Origin of the sequence: Bacillus hominis, assembly GCF_018332515.1 — a bacterium.
GTDB lineage: Bacteria > Bacillota > Bacilli > Bacillales > Bacillaceae_G > Bacillus_A > Bacillus_A hominis.
On the sequence record NZ_BOQD01000071.1, the window covers coordinates 1 to 14777 of the forward strand.

A 14777-nucleotide genomic window follows, 5' to 3' on the forward strand; every position below is an offset into this window, starting at 1 on the left:
TTTATCTACAGTGAAAAAACATATTTTTACCAAATATTATTTTTTTGTTTACGCGCCGTTCATTCTTCCTTCATAAAAGAATAGTATATTCAAAGTGTAGAAAATTTATTGTAGTGAGGTGCGGACATATGATATGGCTCATCCTGTTCTTGCCTGCCGTAGTGATTTGGGCATTTGTCCTCTTCATCCACGTCAAATCCGGAAAAAGTAATCACCATCATCACGAACCATTAATCTTTTACTCACAGCGTATTTCCCCGTTTCCAATTGAAAATACTAAATACAACTGCAAAGATGAAATGAAAAAAAGCTATCGAAAACGATAGCTTTTTTCTATTATTCTTTTATCTAACTTGAGGCAAAAGCACCTATTATAATTAATATGCCCCTTTATTTTACTGATGGATCAAATTTCACACCTACATCTTTAGAGCCACCTTCACTTCTTACGAGCTGAATAATTTTATTCGCTTCTTTTTGTGAATGCTTTGCCGATTTAACTGTTACTTTAATGTCCGTTCCATCAGCTCTTACAAGAGCATCTTTATATCCACCTTGAGATTTAATCACTGTCTCAAGTAATTGTTGCTTCGTTTCCATTGTAGTGATTGCATCAAGGTTATCTTTCGCTTTACTCTTTTCTTCTGCTGAAGATTTTGATGACTTCATTACATTTTGTAACTTTTCTTTCTCTACACTACGCTGATCTTCCATTTGCATACGTAAAGCTGTGAAATTCTCATCACTTGATTGAACTGATACGCTAGCCTCTTTTTTACTTGTTTCTTTTTTATCATTTTCTTTTTTGTCTGTTTCTTTATTTGTAGTTTCCTTGCTTGTACTTTCTTTTGTTGTCTCTTTATTTGTAGGTTCTTTCGTTGTTTCTTTTGTAACTGCGTTGTCAGTACCTTGCTTTTCTTGCCCAATTTTTTCACCTGTTGTTGGTGCTGCTGTATTCGTTTTATCAGGAGTTGTTACATAATAAACAGATAGTACAACCACTAAACTTAACATCGTTAATAGCCAAACCGTTTGTTTTTTTAACACTTTATTTCCTCCCTATCATTTTTTCGGTGATACTGAAACGCGATGAGCTGGTACATCTAGTAGCCTTATCACGGCTTCTTTTACCATTGCTTTTATTTGTATATTATCCACTCCCTTTGCTACGACAAGAACACCTCGTACTTTCGGTTTCTCTGTTCGCAAAACAATTGGAGTTTCTTTATCACCTTCACGTATAATGACGGTCTTTTCATCAAGAGACTCGTCTTCTACTTCCCTTTTACCGCCTGCTTTATCAGTTTCACCTGTCGTTTGTGAACGTGTTACTGTATTTTTCTCGAGTATTTTTTCTTCAGATGAATCTAAGTTCACTTTAATAGTTACATCTTTTACTCCGGCTATCTCTTCTAACGAAGCTTTCAATTCTTGTTCATACGCTTTTTCATATTTTTCTACATTTGACATACTATCGTTACTTTTTTGCCCGAAAGTTGGTACGTCTTTTTCTTGATTTTGAGTTTTTTGTTCTTTAAATACAGGTACTTCTTCTTTTTTACCTGCAAAGAAATTACTAGAAAACATAAGCAAAATCCCAAGTATGAGTAGGACAAGTAAAAACTTAGGTGTTACCTTTTTCCCCTTTTCATTGCTTTCTTTTTCATCCCCATTCAATAAGTTTCGAAAAAATGAGAACTTCGAATTTTTATCTTTATTGTCCATTTACTCTACCTGTCCCCCTTCCATTTGAACTTGGATTTGTTTACCCTCTAGTTGCCACCTGCTTGAAAAGAAATTTTTCATTTCTACATTCGTTTCTTTTACTTTTTTTGGAGGCTCTTTCGTGTTAATTTCAATTGGCTTTACTGTTTCGATTGCGTCATTTTTACTGCGTTCTGTTTCTTTCAGCGTCACAACAACAGATTGAATATCTTTCGCTGATTTTACTTCTTCTGCACTTTCCGCTGCGACTATTTGTATTTCAGAGACTGTCATACCATATTTTTTCTCAAACTCTTTTCCTACTTCTTTTTTCATTTTGGTAGCCATCTCTTCTAAACTATATGCACGTGTTAGAGCTTGTATTTCTTTTTTCTTCGAATCTATCGAATTTTTTACAGATCCTTCTGCTACGTACTTTTCTTCATTGAAATTAGCAATAACTTCATTTACATCTGTTTGTAACAACTTAAATAGAGGCGTTAAAATTAATACGACTAACAATAGACTTACAACGAATTTAACGTACTTTTGCAAATTTGAATTTGGAAGAATAAGATGAAGCATTGTCGCTAAGAGTAAAAAAACGATAATATTTCTAATCCACTCTGTAACAAATTGCACACTCTTCACCTCCTACCGCATCATGAGAGTAATGTTCCCGGCAGCAATAATAATTGTGATACTTAAAAAGAACATAAATGATACGATAGCTAAGCAAGCAAATACGTAAATGATGCTCCGTCCAATGATATCTAAACATTGAATAATTGCTCCTCCGCCAACTGGTTGCAATACTGCTGCTGCGAATTTATAAATAAACGCGATACAAAAAATTTGAATCGCCGGGAAAGCGACAATTAAGCATAAAATAACGAGCCCGATAATTCCGACCGTGTTTTTTAATAATCCAGATGCACTAATAACAGTATCCGCCGCCTCAGTAAACATCCTTCCTACTACAGGAATGAAGTTTCCTGTTACAAATTTAGCCGTTTTCACAGCTATACCATCAGCAACGGCTGATGCTGTTCCCTGTACAGATAATACGCCTAAAAAAATCGTCAAAAAGATACCAATAATCCCTACACTAACGTTTTGCAAAAGCTTGGACAATTTCGTAACTTTATATTGATCACTCATCGTACTTACAATACTTAATATAGTTGCAAGTAATAAAAGTGGTAGAACGATATAATTCATAAGAAGCCCACTCGTATTCATTAAAAAAATGATGATTGGATGAAAGAATGACACAGAAACAACACCGCCGCCTGTTGCTATGAGTGCAAGTAAAATTGGTAATAACGCTAGTATGAAATCTACCATTGTTTGTATCGTCTCTCTTGCATATGTCATGACGACATAAAAACTATTTAACGCGAAAATAATAAGTACCATGTATACGACTGCATCAGCGATTTTGCTTACGCTACTCTTTGAAAAGGAAGATTGCAGTGATTGCAACAATGCACTAAAAATTGTGAGCATAATGAGCGTTCCAAGTAACTTTCCATTTGCAACAAGCTCGTGAAATAAATATTTTAATAGACCTATCATCCACTCTTTTATGGAGAACTCTTTTTCTCCCTTTACAAACTCCATAAAGCTTCCTTTTTGACTCTCTGGTAAATAGCCTCCGTACTTTGTAACAAGCCCGTCCCAAAATTGCTTCACATCTTCAATTCCGAGCTTATCCAATTGTTGATCAACGACGTTTGTTTCTATAGGAGAAGCTTGTACAACAATCGGTAAAGAAAAGAAAAGGAAGCAAGCAAATAGCAGCTTAGCTCCGAACTTCCTCAACATTCACTCCCCCTTATCCCGTAGGTAAAAATCCGAGAATTGTTTCAATTACAACCGTCAAAATGGGAATTGCCATAACGAGAATCAAAATTTTTCCAGCTAATTCAATTTTCGAGGCGATTGCACCTTGACCAGCATCTTTTGTAATTTGCGCACCAAACTCAGCGATATAAGCAATCCCTATAATTTTCAATAATGTTTCTACATATACGTTGCTAACCTTTGCTTCACTCGCCACTCTCTCAATCATTTGTAAAATAGAATGAATTTGATCGATTAAGAGAAGAAACATCATGCTACCAACGAACACAATAAATAACGATGTAATACTAGATTTATGCTGATTTAAAACAGCGGCTAAAAACGTAGCAACGAGGCCTAATCCGACAATTTGTATAATTTCGATTCGAACCGCCTCCTTTACTGGAAGAGAAAGACACTTTTAATCTTGTCGAACAGAGTATTAATTAAAAATGCAACATGAAACAAAATAACGACAAAACCGACAAGGATAACCCAATTTGCAATATCCTCTCGCTTTAATTCTTTTAGTACGGTATGAATGAAAGCTAACACAATGCCGATTCCGGCGATTTGAAATATTAATCCAACATCAATGGACATCGCCTTTCTCCCCCCTATAGCAGTAAAATTACGATAAGTAGCCCTGCTAGCACTCCTAAACTCTTTATCATTTTTTCGTATTGTAGTTGTAAAGCTTTTGCTTCTCCTTCTTCTCTCTCCAAATGTGTAATACATAACCGAATATGTTTTTGTTGTGATTCACGATCATGTTGTCCAAGTGTTTCACCAAATTGTTGCAGTATTTCATACTCGGTTTGTTTAAACGCCGTTAATGTCCAGTTCTCTTTCAAACTATCGATCCAAGCCTCTCTAACTGTTTGTTCCCCGTTCTCTAGACGCCTCGCAAAGCTTTGAAATATCCAATTTAATGGCTTCGGCATTTGTTTAACCAATCGCTCAGCCGCTTCAGATAAAGGCGTGTGCCCATACATAATTTCCGCTTCTAATGATTGCAATGCCGCTTTTAATAATCTAAGTTGCCGCGGTCTCTCACTATATCGTTTAGCGTATGAAAATCCGAAAAAGGTGCTGACCGCAACTATTAATACCGCACCAAATATTTTCACCATACGCCTTGAGCCTTTCTATCGGGTAATACTGGTTTTCCATCTCTATCTTTCACTTGCATAACTGTTCCTGGCCCTCTCGCTTTTGACAATTCCACAAACCTATCAAATACACCAAGTTCCAGCACCGCCTGCAGCGATGGACGTTTCACAACATCATCATAAGAAAATCCGTGTGCACTTATAAAAAGCTGAACGCCTGCATGCACCGCCTCCATAATCGCTTCACTATCTTCTTTACGTCCAATTTCATCTACGATTAATATGTCTGGGCTCATAGAACGAATCATCATCATCATTCCTTCAGCTTTTGGACAAGCGTCTAATACATCTACTCGCACGCCAAAGTCATATTGCGGGATTCCTTTCACACAGCCCGCAATTTCTGATCGTTCATCAACAATCCCCACTTTACATGAAGGAATTTTCGAAGCACTTACACCTTGGCTCATACAGCGTGCTACATCTCTTAAAAGTGTTGTTTTACCCGTTTGCGGTGGGCCAATTACCATCGTATTTAACCATCGTGATTCATAAAGATATGGCAGAAGCGGCTCAGCAATCCCTATTTTTTGACGGGCAATACGAATATTAAAAGAAGAGACATCCCGAATCATTTTCACTGCACTTTTTTCTGTAATGACTTTTCCAGCTAGGCCAATTCTATGTCCTCCTCGTAGTGTCACATATCCACGTTTCAATTCCTCTTCCATCGTATAAATTGAAAATTGACTTAATTTATTCAATAAATGGATTGCATCTTCCGCTGTAGCGATATAGTCATAAAAAAACACTTCTCCATGTGCGATACACTCTAGTGGCCTTCCAATTCGAACACGAATTTCCTCTAGAACATCGTATTGCTTACAACCTTCAACTAACTGTTTCATCGTTTTCGGTAAAACCTCTAATACTTCTTTCATAAGCTTCTCCCCACTATACTCGACTTACTATTTCAACAACGCGATAAAAATGCAGCCAATTCCAAGTGCTAGAAAAAAGAGTTTCAAGAAAGAAATCTCACTTGCTACACTCGCTATGCCAATTGTCATTGTTAAAATTAATACGGTCGGTCCAACAAACGCCAACATACCATTTATAAACAATGCTTTCTTCGCATCATTCACGTAAAGCATAAGCAAAGCGGCGAATATTTCCGCGCTACCTGAAAACAACCGAAGTAACCCCATAACAAGCACGGATGTTTCCATTGCCGCTAGCCACTGTTTCATTCTCCCACCTTCTCCCATAACGGTTACTAGTGCCGTATGCTCAAAAAGAATATATTTGTACAACCATATGCAGAGGTTGTCTATTTCAGAAGTAAAAACATAATTTTTCTCTATCGACTTTATTAAAATCTGAATATTCTTATTAATATAATGGTGTTTTATGGTATATTTAATAAAAAGGGGAATAGAGGATGCAGCATGTTACTTTATTACCACTCGATTTACGATATGCAAATAGGATTTTCGAGCTATCAAGTGATCCACATGTGAAAAATGCATTAGGAATAAAGGTAGAGAAAATCGAAGACACGAAGGCGTTCCTTCTTTTTGCAATAGAAGAAGAACGCCAAAAAAAATCTTTATCGAGAGTGATTGTAAATGAAGAGAATGAAATAATCGGCCTCACCACGCTTAAACATATTAATTATGAAAAGAAGAAATCTCACATTGGGAGTTGGCTTGGTTATCCATACTGGGGAAAAGGCTATAACGAAGCTGCTAAAAAAGAAATCTTTAAAATCGCCTTTTTAGACTTGCAACTTACATACGTATTCGCTGGTGCTAAAACAACTAACATTCGTTCTTTAAAAGCACAAGAGAAACTACCTTATATTTCATTGCATGTGGAAAACAAGTTTCCAGGCGAACATACTGCACTTGAGGAAGAAGTAAAGTCACCTTGCTCACTACATGTCGTATCATGCAAGAATTTTTTAAATTGGCTGGACGTACAAAATGAGGGGGGAAAATATGAAGGTATTAAAAATTAGTTTAACAATTATAGTAGAATTAGCCATTATTTATCTTTTTTCCAAGATGGTCTCTTGGTCCTTTATGGAGAGTTTTTTCCTTGGAAGCTTAGCCATATTTGCAATTACGTGGTTAATTATTATGAGTAACCATAGAAACAATATTACAGATCACGCAGTAAGTAAGACATTAACTGGTGTTGAGACTGGTGAAATAAAACCATTTCAAATCATTTTCACTCCATATATCACGGGTACTCTTTCACTTGTCTTAGTTAGTTTTGTTATAACCGCAATTTACTATCTTCCCTACTTCCTATAAAAAAAGCACTCGTGATAATCACGAGTGCTTTTCTACTATGCGCGAGAAACGTATTTACCTTCACCAGTGTTGATGATAAGCATTTCGCCTTCGTTAATGAAGATTGGTACTTGTACAACAAGACCAGTTTCTAATGTAGCTGGTTTTGTTACGTTAGAAGCTGTGTCACCTTTAATACCAGGCTCTGTTTCTGACACTTTTAATTCAACTGTGTTCGGAAGTTCAACACCAAGTACTTCATCTTGATATGTCATAATAGATACTTCCATGTTTTCTTTTAGGAATTTAAGTTCGCGCTCGATTTGGTTTTCGCCAAGTTCGATTTGCTCATAAGTTCCGTTATCCATAAATACGTGAGACTCACCACTCGCGTATAAGTATTGCATACGACGGTTTTCGATGTGTGCTTTTTCTACTTTTTCACCTGCACGGAATGTTTTCTCTTGAACAGATCCTGTGCGAAGGTTACGTAGTTTAGAGCGAACGAATGCAGCACCTTTACCTGGCTTTACGTGTTGGAAATCCATTACTTGCCAAAGGGCATTGTCCACTGAGATTGTTAAACCTGTACGAAAATCGTTTACTGAAATCATGTAAAAAAATCCTCCTGTGTATTACAAAATAATAAGTTCTTTTGGTGATTTCGTTATTACTTCATTACCTTCACTTGTTACAATGATATCATCTTCAATACGTACTCCGCCAACACCTGGAATATAAATACCTGGTTCTACTGTTACAGCCATACCTGGTTCAAGTACTGTATCAGAACGGAACGCTAAACCTGGTGCTTCATGGATTTCAAGACCAATTCCATGACCAGTAGAGTGTCCGAAGTATTCACCATATCCTTTTTCCGTTATGTAATCACGCGTTAATGCATCAGCCTCACGGCCCGTTAAACCAGCTTTAATACCGTTCACACCACGTAGTTGTGCTTCTAAAACGATATTATAAATTTCTTTTAATTTATCAGATGGCTCACCGACTGCAATCGTACGAGTAATATCAGAGCAATATCCTGTGTAATAAGCGCCGAAGTCTAATGTAACGAAATCTCCTTTTTCTATCACTTTTTCAGATGCCACGCCGTGCGGTAATGCCGAACGAAGACCTGAAGCAACGATAATATCAAACGAAGAAGATGTTGCTCCTTGTTTTCTCATGAAAAATTCAAGTTCATTTGACACTTCAATTTCAGATACTCCCGGGCGAATGAATGATAGAATATGCTCAAAGGCAGCATCTGCAATCTGTGCAGCTTCCTTTAATATCTTAATCTCTGAATCAGTCTTTATCAAGCGTAACTTTTCTACAAGCCCAGAAGTCGGGATAAATTCGGCTTCGATCGCTTCATTATGCGTTACGTAAGAGCTATATGTAAGAGTATCTTGCTCAAAGCCAAGCTTTTGAATTCCAAGTTCTTTAACTTGTTTCGCAACTTCATCAAGAATTAATCCTGCATGCTGTACAATTTCATATCCAACAGCTTGTTTACTAGCTTGCTCTACATAACGAAAATCCGTAATAAATTGAGCATGCTCTTTTGAAATAAGTACAACACCAGCTGTTCCAGTGAAGTTAGCCATGTATCTACGACTATGTTCATTTGTTAACAAAATACCGTCAATACCAGCCTCAACAAATGCGCTTCTTAATCTTTCGATTTTCTCCATTACTTTATGCCTCCCTTAATTTCTCCATTAATGCAAATAACGCTAACTTATAGCCATAAAAACCAAATCCAACAATTTGTCCCGCACAAACAGCCGCCGTCACAGATTCGTGACGGAACGATTCACGCTGGTGAATGTTAGAAATATGTATTTCAATAACAGGAATCGAAATGCTCGCAATTGCATCTCGAATCGCATAGCTATAATGCGTAAATGCACCCGGATTTAGAATGATTCCTTCATATATGTCATCAGCCTCATGAATAATATCAATAATAGCTCCTTCATGATTCGATTGAAAACATTCTAACTCCACTCCCATTTTCTCTGCTTCTTGTTTCATATCTGTTTCAAGCGTCGCTAACGTTCCTTTTCCGTATACATTTACTTCCCTAACGCCAAGGCGATTTAGGTTAGGGCCGTTTACGAGGAGTAACTTTTTCATTTTCTTAAAACTCCTTAATATTAAAGAATGTCTATACGACATTTTAACATAGGAATCACTTATTTGAATAGTTTGTCTTCTCGATCCCTTCTCCTCTATTTGTATTATTAGATTCGAATGCTACAGAATACGAAATAAAAACACCATATAATATAAAGATACATACTGTCGTTACAATTGTTTCTTTCGGTAAATGGAGTGCACTTTTAATAACAGGTGCCATTAGCCCCATTCCAAAAAATAATAATGCCCACCAAAACAAACCATATAGTACGCCAGGTAATACTCCTTCAAATTTTTTAAAAAGAGCTCTATAGAGAAATGCCACTAAAATTGAAAGAAGTCCCATACAAACGATACCTAGTACATTTCCCCAAACCCCTTCTTTCCAATCTCCAAATGCAAACGGTAAAAGTAAATAGTTAGGGCCAGCTTCTGTAAATGAGAATATATGAAGGAAATACCATATACCTCCCCAAAATAAGCCACCAAACAAACCAATTTGTACAAAATTTCTTATTGTTGATTGTTCTTGATTCACATTGACACCTCCGCTCAATAGTATGCCCGAAACTATTTTGAAGCATGTTTAAATCCTGCAAAATTTGTCTATAAAAAGAATAAGAAATGTCCGACTCTCGTAACATTTTTCCTTGTCATCTGCCTATATTTGTCTATAAAATAAAAGAAACTCGGTGATTGTCTTATTTCAAGATGACAGAACCAAGTATGACAATTGCCTCTTTTTCTACATAAGAGAGAAACAAATACAGGTTGGTGTTAACATGGCAGAAGAGTCAAAACAAATATATGGCGGGCAGGCAGTCATAGAAGGAGTTATGTTTGGCGGTAGAGAATATACTGTTACAGCGGTTCGCCGTAAAGATAAATCAATTGAATTTTATCGTTTACCACGCGCTCGTAATAAAACATTGTCTCTACTAAAGAAAATTCCATTTTTACGAGGTATTGCCGCTATTGTGGATGCAAGTGCGAATGGAGCGAAACATTTAAACTTTGCTTCAGAACGATTTGATGTCCACCCAGAAGAAGATGAACAATTTGCAAATAAAAAAGAAGAACAATCAAAATTAACGATGGTACTAGGAGTTGCAGCAGTTGGCGTTTTATCGTTCATATTCGGTAAAGTAATTTTCACAGCAGTTCCTGCACTTTTAGCTGAATTAACGAGACCGATTTTCCCATCTCATACAGGGCAAATCATTGTCGAAAGTGTCATTAAGCTCATGCTATTATTGAGCTATATATACTTCATTTCTTTAACCCCACTTATTAAGCGGGTATTTCAGTACCACGGTGCGGAACATAAAGTAATCAATGCTTATGAAAATAATCTTCCACTGACTGTAGAAAATGTTCAAAAGCAAACTCGCCTCCATTATCGCTGTGGCAGTAGCTTTATTATATTTACGGTCATTATTGGAATGTTTGTCTATTTCCTCGTCCCTACAGATCCGCTTTGGGCAAGGGTAGTAAACCGAATTTTATTAATTCCAGTTGTTCTCGGTATTTCTTTTGAAGTATTACAATTTACCAATCGATTACGAGATGTCCCTGTTTTACGAGTACTTGGATATCCAGGATTATGGCTGCAACTATTAACAACGAAAGAACCAACAGATGATCAAGCGGAAGTTGCAATCGCATCGTTTGAAGAATTATTACGTTTAGAAAACAAATAATAATTATTTAAAAATGGTGTTCAACTCCTTTCCTCATCGTTAATATACTAATTTTAATATATGTTTTTAGGAGGTGTCCCTTATGAACGGTCGTTCGTTTACATTCGCTATATTTGTGCTTATTATCGGATTAGCAATATTCGGCCTTGTTTCATCTGTTATTACAAATCCCATGGGTGTATTAAGAAATATCGGGTACATGTTACTTGTTGTCGGTATCTTTTATTTGCTATACAAGATGTTTACAAATTCTAGTGGTTCTGCAAATTCGCAAAGCTCATATAAGCGCGCAGCGAAACAATCGAACCGCAAACACGGGAAACAAAATGTAGCACCCCTAAGCAATTCTTTCTTGAAACGAAGTGCTTCTGATGACAAGGGGAAAAAGGGTAATTCTCCATCGTTGAAAAGAAAAAGAAAACAATCTCATTTAACTGTCATTGAAGGTAAAAAAAACAAAAAGAAAGACCGTGCTTCCTTTTAGGAAATACGGTCTTTTTTTATCCCAGTTGGTACGGGGCTAATAATCAGTGGCAGATGAGAAAAACCCCTACTGATTAAAGTTTCACTTTATATGTTGAAACACTTCTTTCAAACTTTTTTCTTTCATACTTTCGATACGAAGGTGATGGTTTTCAAATTGCAAATTTCTTGTCACATCATTAGGCACGACGACACATTTTAATCCTGCTGCAACCGCTGCTTTCAATCCATTTAATGAATCTTCAAATACAACAGCTTCTGACAGTTCAATTCCTAATTCTTCTATCGCAACTTTATAAAGAGCTGGATCTGGTTTTACCTTCTCTACATCTTCTTTCGTTTTAATCACTTCAAAATAATCCCTAATTTGTAGCTCTTCTAAAAAACGAATGACCCACTCCCTAGATGAACTAGAGGCTAATGCGATTTTCAATCCAAGTTCTTTCGCTTCTGCTAAATATTCTTTTACCCCGTCACGCGCTTTTGGTATTTTCATTTTCTCTTTATGTAAAGTTGTTACTTTTTCCTTTAATGCATGCTCGTTAAATTGTTCTTTTAATTGCTCTTTTAAATATGCATAAAGCACTTCATCTGTCGTTCCAATACATTTCGCAAATTCCTCTAAAGGTAACTCGCCGCCGTATTCACGAACAGCATCTCGGAAAGAGTGAAACCATATTGTTTCTGTGTCCACAATTAATCCATCAAAATCAAAAATAATTGCTTTCATTATTCTCCCGTCCTTTTCAATTTAAATAAAAAAGGAAACGCCACACGTTCCCCCTAATTACTTTTCTTTTCATTTACTTTTTGAACACCACGAAGTGTTTCAACTCGAACTTCATCTTGCTCGAAGTATTGTACTAAATCACCGATGCGATCAATCGCTTCCCAACTTAAATGATGTTCAATTCCTTCTACATCATTATAAATTTTGCTTTCATCCACACCAATAATACGCATAAACTGCTCTAACAATTCATGACGATATACGAGACGTTCTCCGATTTTTTTACCTTTTGATGTTAATACAAGCCCTCTATATTTTTCATAAATTAGATATTCGTCTTTGTCTAATTTTTGTACCATTTTTGTTACAGAGGATGGATGTACACTAAGCGCTTCAGCAATATCAGATACGCGGGCATAACCCTTTTCATCAATCAACAAATAAATTTGTTCAATATAATCTTCCATACTCGGGGTAGGCATCGGTTTCCTCCATCCAATTTCATTTTGCTTATTCCGTACGAAGCAATCAATAAAATGATACACCAGAAAGAATAACGTGACAAGGTGGAAACGAGCCTAAATACATAAAACAAAAAAGAATCCATATTCACATAAAGATTCTCCTTATGTAAAATATTGAATTTCTGCATCAGGAAAATACTCATATATATAACCTCTTATTGTTTCTTCCAATGCTTCTGCATCACCCTTTTGATATATGTATTTCCCAATCCCGTATCGTCCCCATTTATATTTCCGCTGCTCTTCGTCCATTTCAAGTTTCGTATTCGGATAACGCTCTTGAATGACTTTTTTGGCTGGTTTCGTAAAGCGATGTTGGATTAATTCGAACGTTAAATTCGGTATCGTCATATCTTTCAACGCATTGTACAAGCGCTCAAATAATTCACGGTATCCTTCTTTCCACCCTTCATGCATATAAATTGGCGCAACTATAAAGCCAAGCGGATAATTAGCCCCCGCTACTTTACGAGCAGCCTCAATTCGTTCTTCAAATGGCGATGTTCCTGGTTCAAAATTTTTAATCACATAACGTGAATTAATACTAAATCGAAAACGTGTTTTCCCATTATGCCTAGCATCTAATAAATGATCGACGTGCGAATATTTCGTAACGAAACGTAAACGTCCATGTTCACTTTCTCCGATAAACTCTATCGCCCGCTTTAATGCATGTGTTAAATGATCAATTCCAACGATGTCTGATGTACACGCCGCTTCAAATCTTGTTATTTCAGGTACCCTTTCATCCATGTATTGCTTTGCCTTCTCGAATATTTCATCTAAATTCACATACACCCTCACGTAAGGTTTACTTCCAAGTGTCGTTTGTAAATAACAATAATGACAATGTCCCATACAGCCTGTTGCAAGCGGGATTGCATATTCAGCTGACGGTTTTGACGTATCAAACTTTAACGTCTTCCTCACCCCAACGACAAGCGTTGCCTTTGCATTACGATACTTTTGCAAATCATTTTCGCCTGGAAAATTTCTAATTTGGTTGTGTGATGTCGTTTCACGAATTTCTAATCCCATCTTCGTAAACTTCTCATAAAGCTCTTTTCCAAGCGGATATTCGAGTGCCCTCGGTTCAAAGTAAACGAGTTTTGGCATAAACGGTTTCATACGCTTCCCTCCTCTCGTTAGTATGGGAAGCAAAGAAAAATTAACACAGATTAAAGTTTTCCACTTCAGTAACTTGCGTTGCAAGTTACTGAATGTTATAATTTGGGTGACAGCTACCTTGCAAGGCAAGTTACCTGAACAAAAGGTGGTGAAATCATGCATAGTCAAATGTTAAAAGGCGTACTCGAAGGATGTATCTTATATATCATTTCCCAAGAGGAAGTGTATGGATATGAACTAAGTACGAAACTAAATAAACATGGCTTTACATTTGTAAGTGAAGGAAGTATATACCCTTTATTGTTACGCATGCAAAAAGAGAAACTTATTGAAGGTACATTAAAGGCTTCCTCTCTTGGACCGAAGCGAAAATATTATCATGTAACTAATAAGGGATTAGAACAACTTGAAGAATTTAAAAAAAGCTGGGGAATGGTTTCAACGACGGTAAATAACTTATTACAAGGGGAGTGATAGGGATGAAGGCAAAAGACATGGTTGAATTAAACAACAAAAAACGAGAACTCTTAACACCTGAAAACGAAGGAGCTTATGGTGATATGTTAGTATATCTTCGAATATCAAACGTACCCGAGCAACAAATGGAGGAACTGTTACTAGAAATATTAGATCATCTCATCGAAGCACAAGCAGAAAATAAAAATGCTTATGACATCTTTGGAGATGATTTACAGTCTTATTGCGATGAACTTATATCAGCTTTACCAGCTCCAACTAAGTTAGAAAAAACTTCTTTAATCGGCTTTGTTATTAGCTTACTTCTTGCTATACAGTTTGGAATAGATGCAATTGTTTCATTTTTTATTTTAACTTTTGGAAAGAATACAGAACAATTCACCCCAGCTTTTAGTATCCCTGGAACTATTTTGTCTGTTTCACTCATTATTCTAGGAATACTGCTTATTTTATATTTATTAAAGCGTTACTCCTTTGATCAAAAAATAAATTGGAAAAGAAGAATTCTATTTGGATTTACGTTTGCTACTCCATTTTGCGCATCTATATTTTTGCATGTTTATTTTAAAAAACAACCTTATCTCATTTATCATCTAACATTTTGGCAAAACGCCTTAATCGCTATCCTA

22 protein-coding genes and 1 pseudogene are annotated in these 14777 nt (G+C 36.3%); 7 read left to right on the plus strand and 16 right to left on the minus strand.

Features of this window, described 5'->3' with window-relative positions; all coding sequences use genetic code 11:
* Positions 1–128: 128 nt before the first annotated feature.
* Positions 129–326, plus strand: coding sequence for a DNA recombination protein RecO (locus KI356_RS08650; protein WP_128280978.1), 198 nt, complete (start codon positions 129–131; stop codon positions 324–326).
* 64 nt (positions 327–390) lie between these two features.
* Here the strand turns inward: KI356_RS08650 and KI356_RS08655 are convergent, their stop codons facing one another.
* The 9 genes and pseudogenes from KI356_RS08655 to KI356_RS08695 form a co-directional block, all read right to left on the minus strand.
* Complete coding sequence (locus tag KI356_RS08655; RefSeq protein ID WP_212935258.1) at positions 391–1047, minus strand: SpoIIIAH-like family protein; 657 nt, start codon at positions 1045–1047, stop codon at positions 391–393.
* A gap of 15 nt (positions 1048–1062) precedes the next feature.
* Positions 1063–1725: a stage III sporulation protein AG gene (spoIIIAG, locus tag KI356_RS08660; protein WP_002122435.1), complete on the minus strand. Its 663-nt coding sequence runs from the start codon at positions 1723–1725 to the stop codon at positions 1063–1065.
* A pseudogene (spoIIIAF, locus tag KI356_RS08665) lies at positions 1715–2346 on the minus strand (stage III sporulation protein AF). The gene spoIIIAG and the pseudogene spoIIIAF overlap by 11 nt, the downstream one beginning before the upstream one ends.
* Positions 2347–2358: 12 nt before the next feature.
* Positions 2359–3531 carry a stage III sporulation protein AE gene (gene spoIIIAE, locus KI356_RS08670; protein WP_088059978.1) on the minus strand — a complete coding sequence of 391 codons (1173 nt, stop codon included), beginning with the start codon at positions 3529–3531 and terminating at the stop codon, positions 2359–2361.
* A gap of 10 nt (positions 3532–3541) precedes the next feature.
* The gene (gene spoIIIAD / locus KI356_RS08675; RefSeq protein ID WP_128280976.1) at positions 3542–3925 is read right to left on the minus strand and encodes a stage III sporulation protein AD; all 384 of its coding nucleotides are present in this window, start codon (positions 3923–3925) and stop codon (positions 3542–3544) included.
* A 23-nt stretch (positions 3926–3948) separates the two neighbouring features.
* On the minus strand, positions 3949–4152 hold the full coding sequence (gene spoIIIAC, locus KI356_RS08680) for a stage III sporulation protein AC (RefSeq protein WP_000020914.1): 204 nt from the start codon (positions 4150–4152) through the stop codon (positions 3949–3951).
* Between the two features lie 14 nt (positions 4153–4166).
* On the minus strand, positions 4167–4682 hold the full coding sequence (gene spoIIIAB, locus KI356_RS08685; RefSeq protein ID WP_002122444.1) for a stage III sporulation protein SpoIIIAB: 516 nt from the start codon (positions 4680–4682) through the stop codon (positions 4167–4169).
* Positions 4676–5602, minus strand: a complete 927-nt coding sequence (spoIIIAA, locus tag KI356_RS08690; RefSeq protein ID WP_128280975.1) for a stage III sporulation protein AA — start codon at positions 5600–5602, stop codon at positions 4676–4678. The genes spoIIIAB and spoIIIAA overlap by 7 nt, the downstream gene beginning before the upstream one ends.
* Before the next feature lie 27 nt (positions 5603–5629).
* Positions 5630–5911: a YqhV family protein gene (locus KI356_RS08695; protein ID WP_000816054.1), complete on the minus strand. Its 282-nt coding sequence runs from the start codon at positions 5909–5911 to the stop codon at positions 5630–5632.
* 191 nt (positions 5912–6102) lie between these two features.
* Here KI356_RS08695 and KI356_RS08700 point away from each other — a divergent pair, with 191 nt between their 5' ends.
* Both KI356_RS08700 and KI356_RS08705 read left to right on the plus strand, forming a co-directional pair.
* A complete protein-coding gene (locus KI356_RS08700) occupies positions 6103–6681 on the plus strand; it encodes a GNAT family N-acetyltransferase (RefSeq protein WP_212935260.1) in 579 nt (192 codons plus the stop codon).
* Entirely contained in the window at positions 6662–6982 is a 321-nt protein-coding gene (locus KI356_RS08705; RefSeq protein WP_128280973.1) for a hypothetical protein, read from the plus strand. Before KI356_RS08700 ends, KI356_RS08705 begins: the two co-directional genes overlap by 20 nt.
* 35 nt (positions 6983–7017) lie before the next feature.
* On the opposite strand, the gene efp is transcribed toward KI356_RS08705, so the two are convergent.
* From efp to KI356_RS08725, 4 genes are read right to left on the minus strand one after another with little or no spacing between them, the layout of a single operon-like run.
* Positions 7018–7575 carry an elongation factor P gene (gene efp, locus KI356_RS08710; protein WP_000626521.1) on the minus strand — a complete coding sequence of 186 codons (558 nt, stop codon included), beginning with the start codon at positions 7573–7575 and terminating at the stop codon, positions 7018–7020.
* A gap of 21 nt (positions 7576–7596) precedes the next feature.
* Positions 7597–8658: a Xaa-Pro dipeptidase gene (gene pepQ, locus KI356_RS08715; protein WP_212935261.1), complete on the minus strand. Its 1062-nt coding sequence runs from the start codon at positions 8656–8658 to the stop codon at positions 7597–7599.
* A 4-nt stretch (positions 8659–8662) separates the two neighbouring features.
* Positions 8663–9103 carry a type II 3-dehydroquinate dehydratase gene (aroQ, locus tag KI356_RS08720; protein WP_212935262.1) on the minus strand — a complete coding sequence of 147 codons (441 nt, stop codon included), beginning with the start codon at positions 9101–9103 and terminating at the stop codon, positions 8663–8665.
* Between the two features lie 55 nt (positions 9104–9158).
* Positions 9159–9644, minus strand: a complete 486-nt coding sequence (locus KI356_RS08725; RefSeq protein ID WP_212935263.1) for a YqhR family membrane protein — start codon at positions 9642–9644, stop codon at positions 9159–9161.
* A gap of 244 nt (positions 9645–9888) precedes the next feature.
* On the opposite strand from KI356_RS08725, the gene KI356_RS08730 reads away from it, so the two are divergent.
* The gene (locus KI356_RS08730; RefSeq protein WP_128280970.1) at positions 9889–10806 is read left to right on the plus strand and encodes a DUF1385 domain-containing protein; all 918 of its coding nucleotides are present in this window, start codon (positions 9889–9891) and stop codon (positions 10804–10806) included.
* Between the two features lie 82 nt (positions 10807–10888).
* Positions 10889–11290 carry an SA1362 family protein gene (locus KI356_RS08735; protein ID WP_002122462.1) on the plus strand — a complete coding sequence of 134 codons (402 nt, stop codon included), beginning with the start codon at positions 10889–10891 and terminating at the stop codon, positions 11288–11290.
* An 81-nt stretch (positions 11291–11371) separates the two neighbouring features.
* On the opposite strand, the gene KI356_RS08740 is transcribed toward KI356_RS08735, so the two are convergent.
* The 3 genes from KI356_RS08740 to splB form a co-directional block, all read right to left on the minus strand.
* Positions 11372–12019: an HAD family hydrolase gene (locus tag KI356_RS08740; protein WP_212935264.1), complete on the minus strand. Its 648-nt coding sequence runs from the start codon at positions 12017–12019 to the stop codon at positions 11372–11374.
* 53 nt (positions 12020–12072) lie between these two features.
* Positions 12073–12501: a transcriptional regulator MntR gene (mntR, locus tag KI356_RS08745; RefSeq protein WP_128280968.1), complete on the minus strand. Its 429-nt coding sequence runs from the start codon at positions 12499–12501 to the stop codon at positions 12073–12075.
* Between the two features lie 144 nt (positions 12502–12645).
* Positions 12646–13671: a spore photoproduct lyase gene (gene splB, locus KI356_RS08750; RefSeq protein WP_369009428.1), complete on the minus strand. Its 1026-nt coding sequence runs from the start codon at positions 13669–13671 to the stop codon at positions 12646–12648.
* A gap of 156 nt (positions 13672–13827) precedes the next feature.
* On the opposite strand from splB, the gene KI356_RS08755 reads away from it, so the two are divergent.
* Complete coding sequence (locus tag KI356_RS08755; protein WP_002122469.1) at positions 13828–14145, plus strand: PadR family transcriptional regulator; 318 nt, start codon at positions 13828–13830, stop codon at positions 14143–14145.
* A gap of 5 nt (positions 14146–14150) precedes the next feature.
* Positions 14151–14777, plus strand: a 627-nt coding sequence (locus KI356_RS08760; RefSeq protein WP_212935266.1) for a DUF1048 domain-containing protein, incomplete at its 3' end; no start/stop codon positions are given.

Coding starts and splice junctions, on each gene's coding strand:
- splB (WP_369009428.1), bottom strand. CDS start 13,671: ATGAAACCGTTTATGCCAAAACTCGTTTACTTTGAACCGAGGGCACTC.
- KI356_RS08695 (WP_000816054.1), bottom strand. CDS start 5,911: ATGAAACAGTGGCTAGCGGCAATGGAAACATCCGTGCTTGTTATGGGG.
- aroQ (WP_212935262.1), bottom strand. CDS start 9,103: ATGAAAAAGTTACTCCTCGTAAACGGCCCTAACCTAAATCGCCTTGGC.
- mntR (WP_128280968.1), bottom strand. CDS start 12,501: ATGCCTACCCCGAGTATGGAAGATTATATTGAACAAATTTATTTGTTG.
- spoIIIAE (WP_088059978.1), bottom strand. CDS start 3,531: ATGTTGAGGAAGTTCGGAGCTAAGCTGCTATTTGCTTGCTTCCTTTTC.
- pepQ (WP_212935261.1), bottom strand. CDS start 8,658: ATGGAGAAAATCGAAAGATTAAGAAGCGCATTTGTTGAGGCTGGTATT.
- KI356_RS08755 (WP_002122469.1), top strand. CDS start 13,828: ATGCATAGTCAAATGTTAAAAGGCGTACTCGAAGGATGTATCTTATAT.
- KI356_RS08700 (WP_212935260.1), top strand. CDS start 6,103: ATGCAGCATGTTACTTTATTACCACTCGATTTACGATATGCAAATAGG.
- KI356_RS08730 (WP_128280970.1), top strand. CDS start 9,889: ATGGCAGAAGAGTCAAAACAAATATATGGCGGGCAGGCAGTCATAGAA.
- spoIIIAB (WP_002122444.1), bottom strand. CDS start 4,682: ATGGTGAAAATATTTGGTGCGGTATTAATAGTTGCGGTCAGCACCTTT.
- KI356_RS08740 (WP_212935264.1), bottom strand. CDS start 12,019: ATGAAAGCAATTATTTTTGATTTTGATGGATTAATTGTGGACACAGAA.
- KI356_RS08735 (WP_002122462.1), top strand. CDS start 10,889: ATGAACGGTCGTTCGTTTACATTCGCTATATTTGTGCTTATTATCGGA.
- KI356_RS08650 (WP_128280978.1), top strand. CDS start 129: ATGATATGGCTCATCCTGTTCTTGCCTGCCGTAGTGATTTGGGCATTT.
- spoIIIAA (WP_128280975.1), bottom strand. CDS start 5,602: ATGAAAGAAGTATTAGAGGTTTTACCGAAAACGATGAAACAGTTAGTT.
- efp (WP_000626521.1), bottom strand. CDS start 7,575: ATGATTTCAGTAAACGATTTTCGTACAGGTTTAACAATCTCAGTGGAC.
- spoIIIAG (WP_002122435.1), bottom strand. CDS start 1,725: ATGGACAATAAAGATAAAAATTCGAAGTTCTCATTTTTTCGAAACTTA.
- KI356_RS08705 (WP_128280973.1), top strand. CDS start 6,662: ATGAAGGTATTAAAAATTAGTTTAACAATTATAGTAGAATTAGCCATT.
- spoIIIAC (WP_000020914.1), bottom strand. CDS start 4,152: ATGTCCATTGATGTTGGATTAATATTTCAAATCGCCGGAATCGGCATT.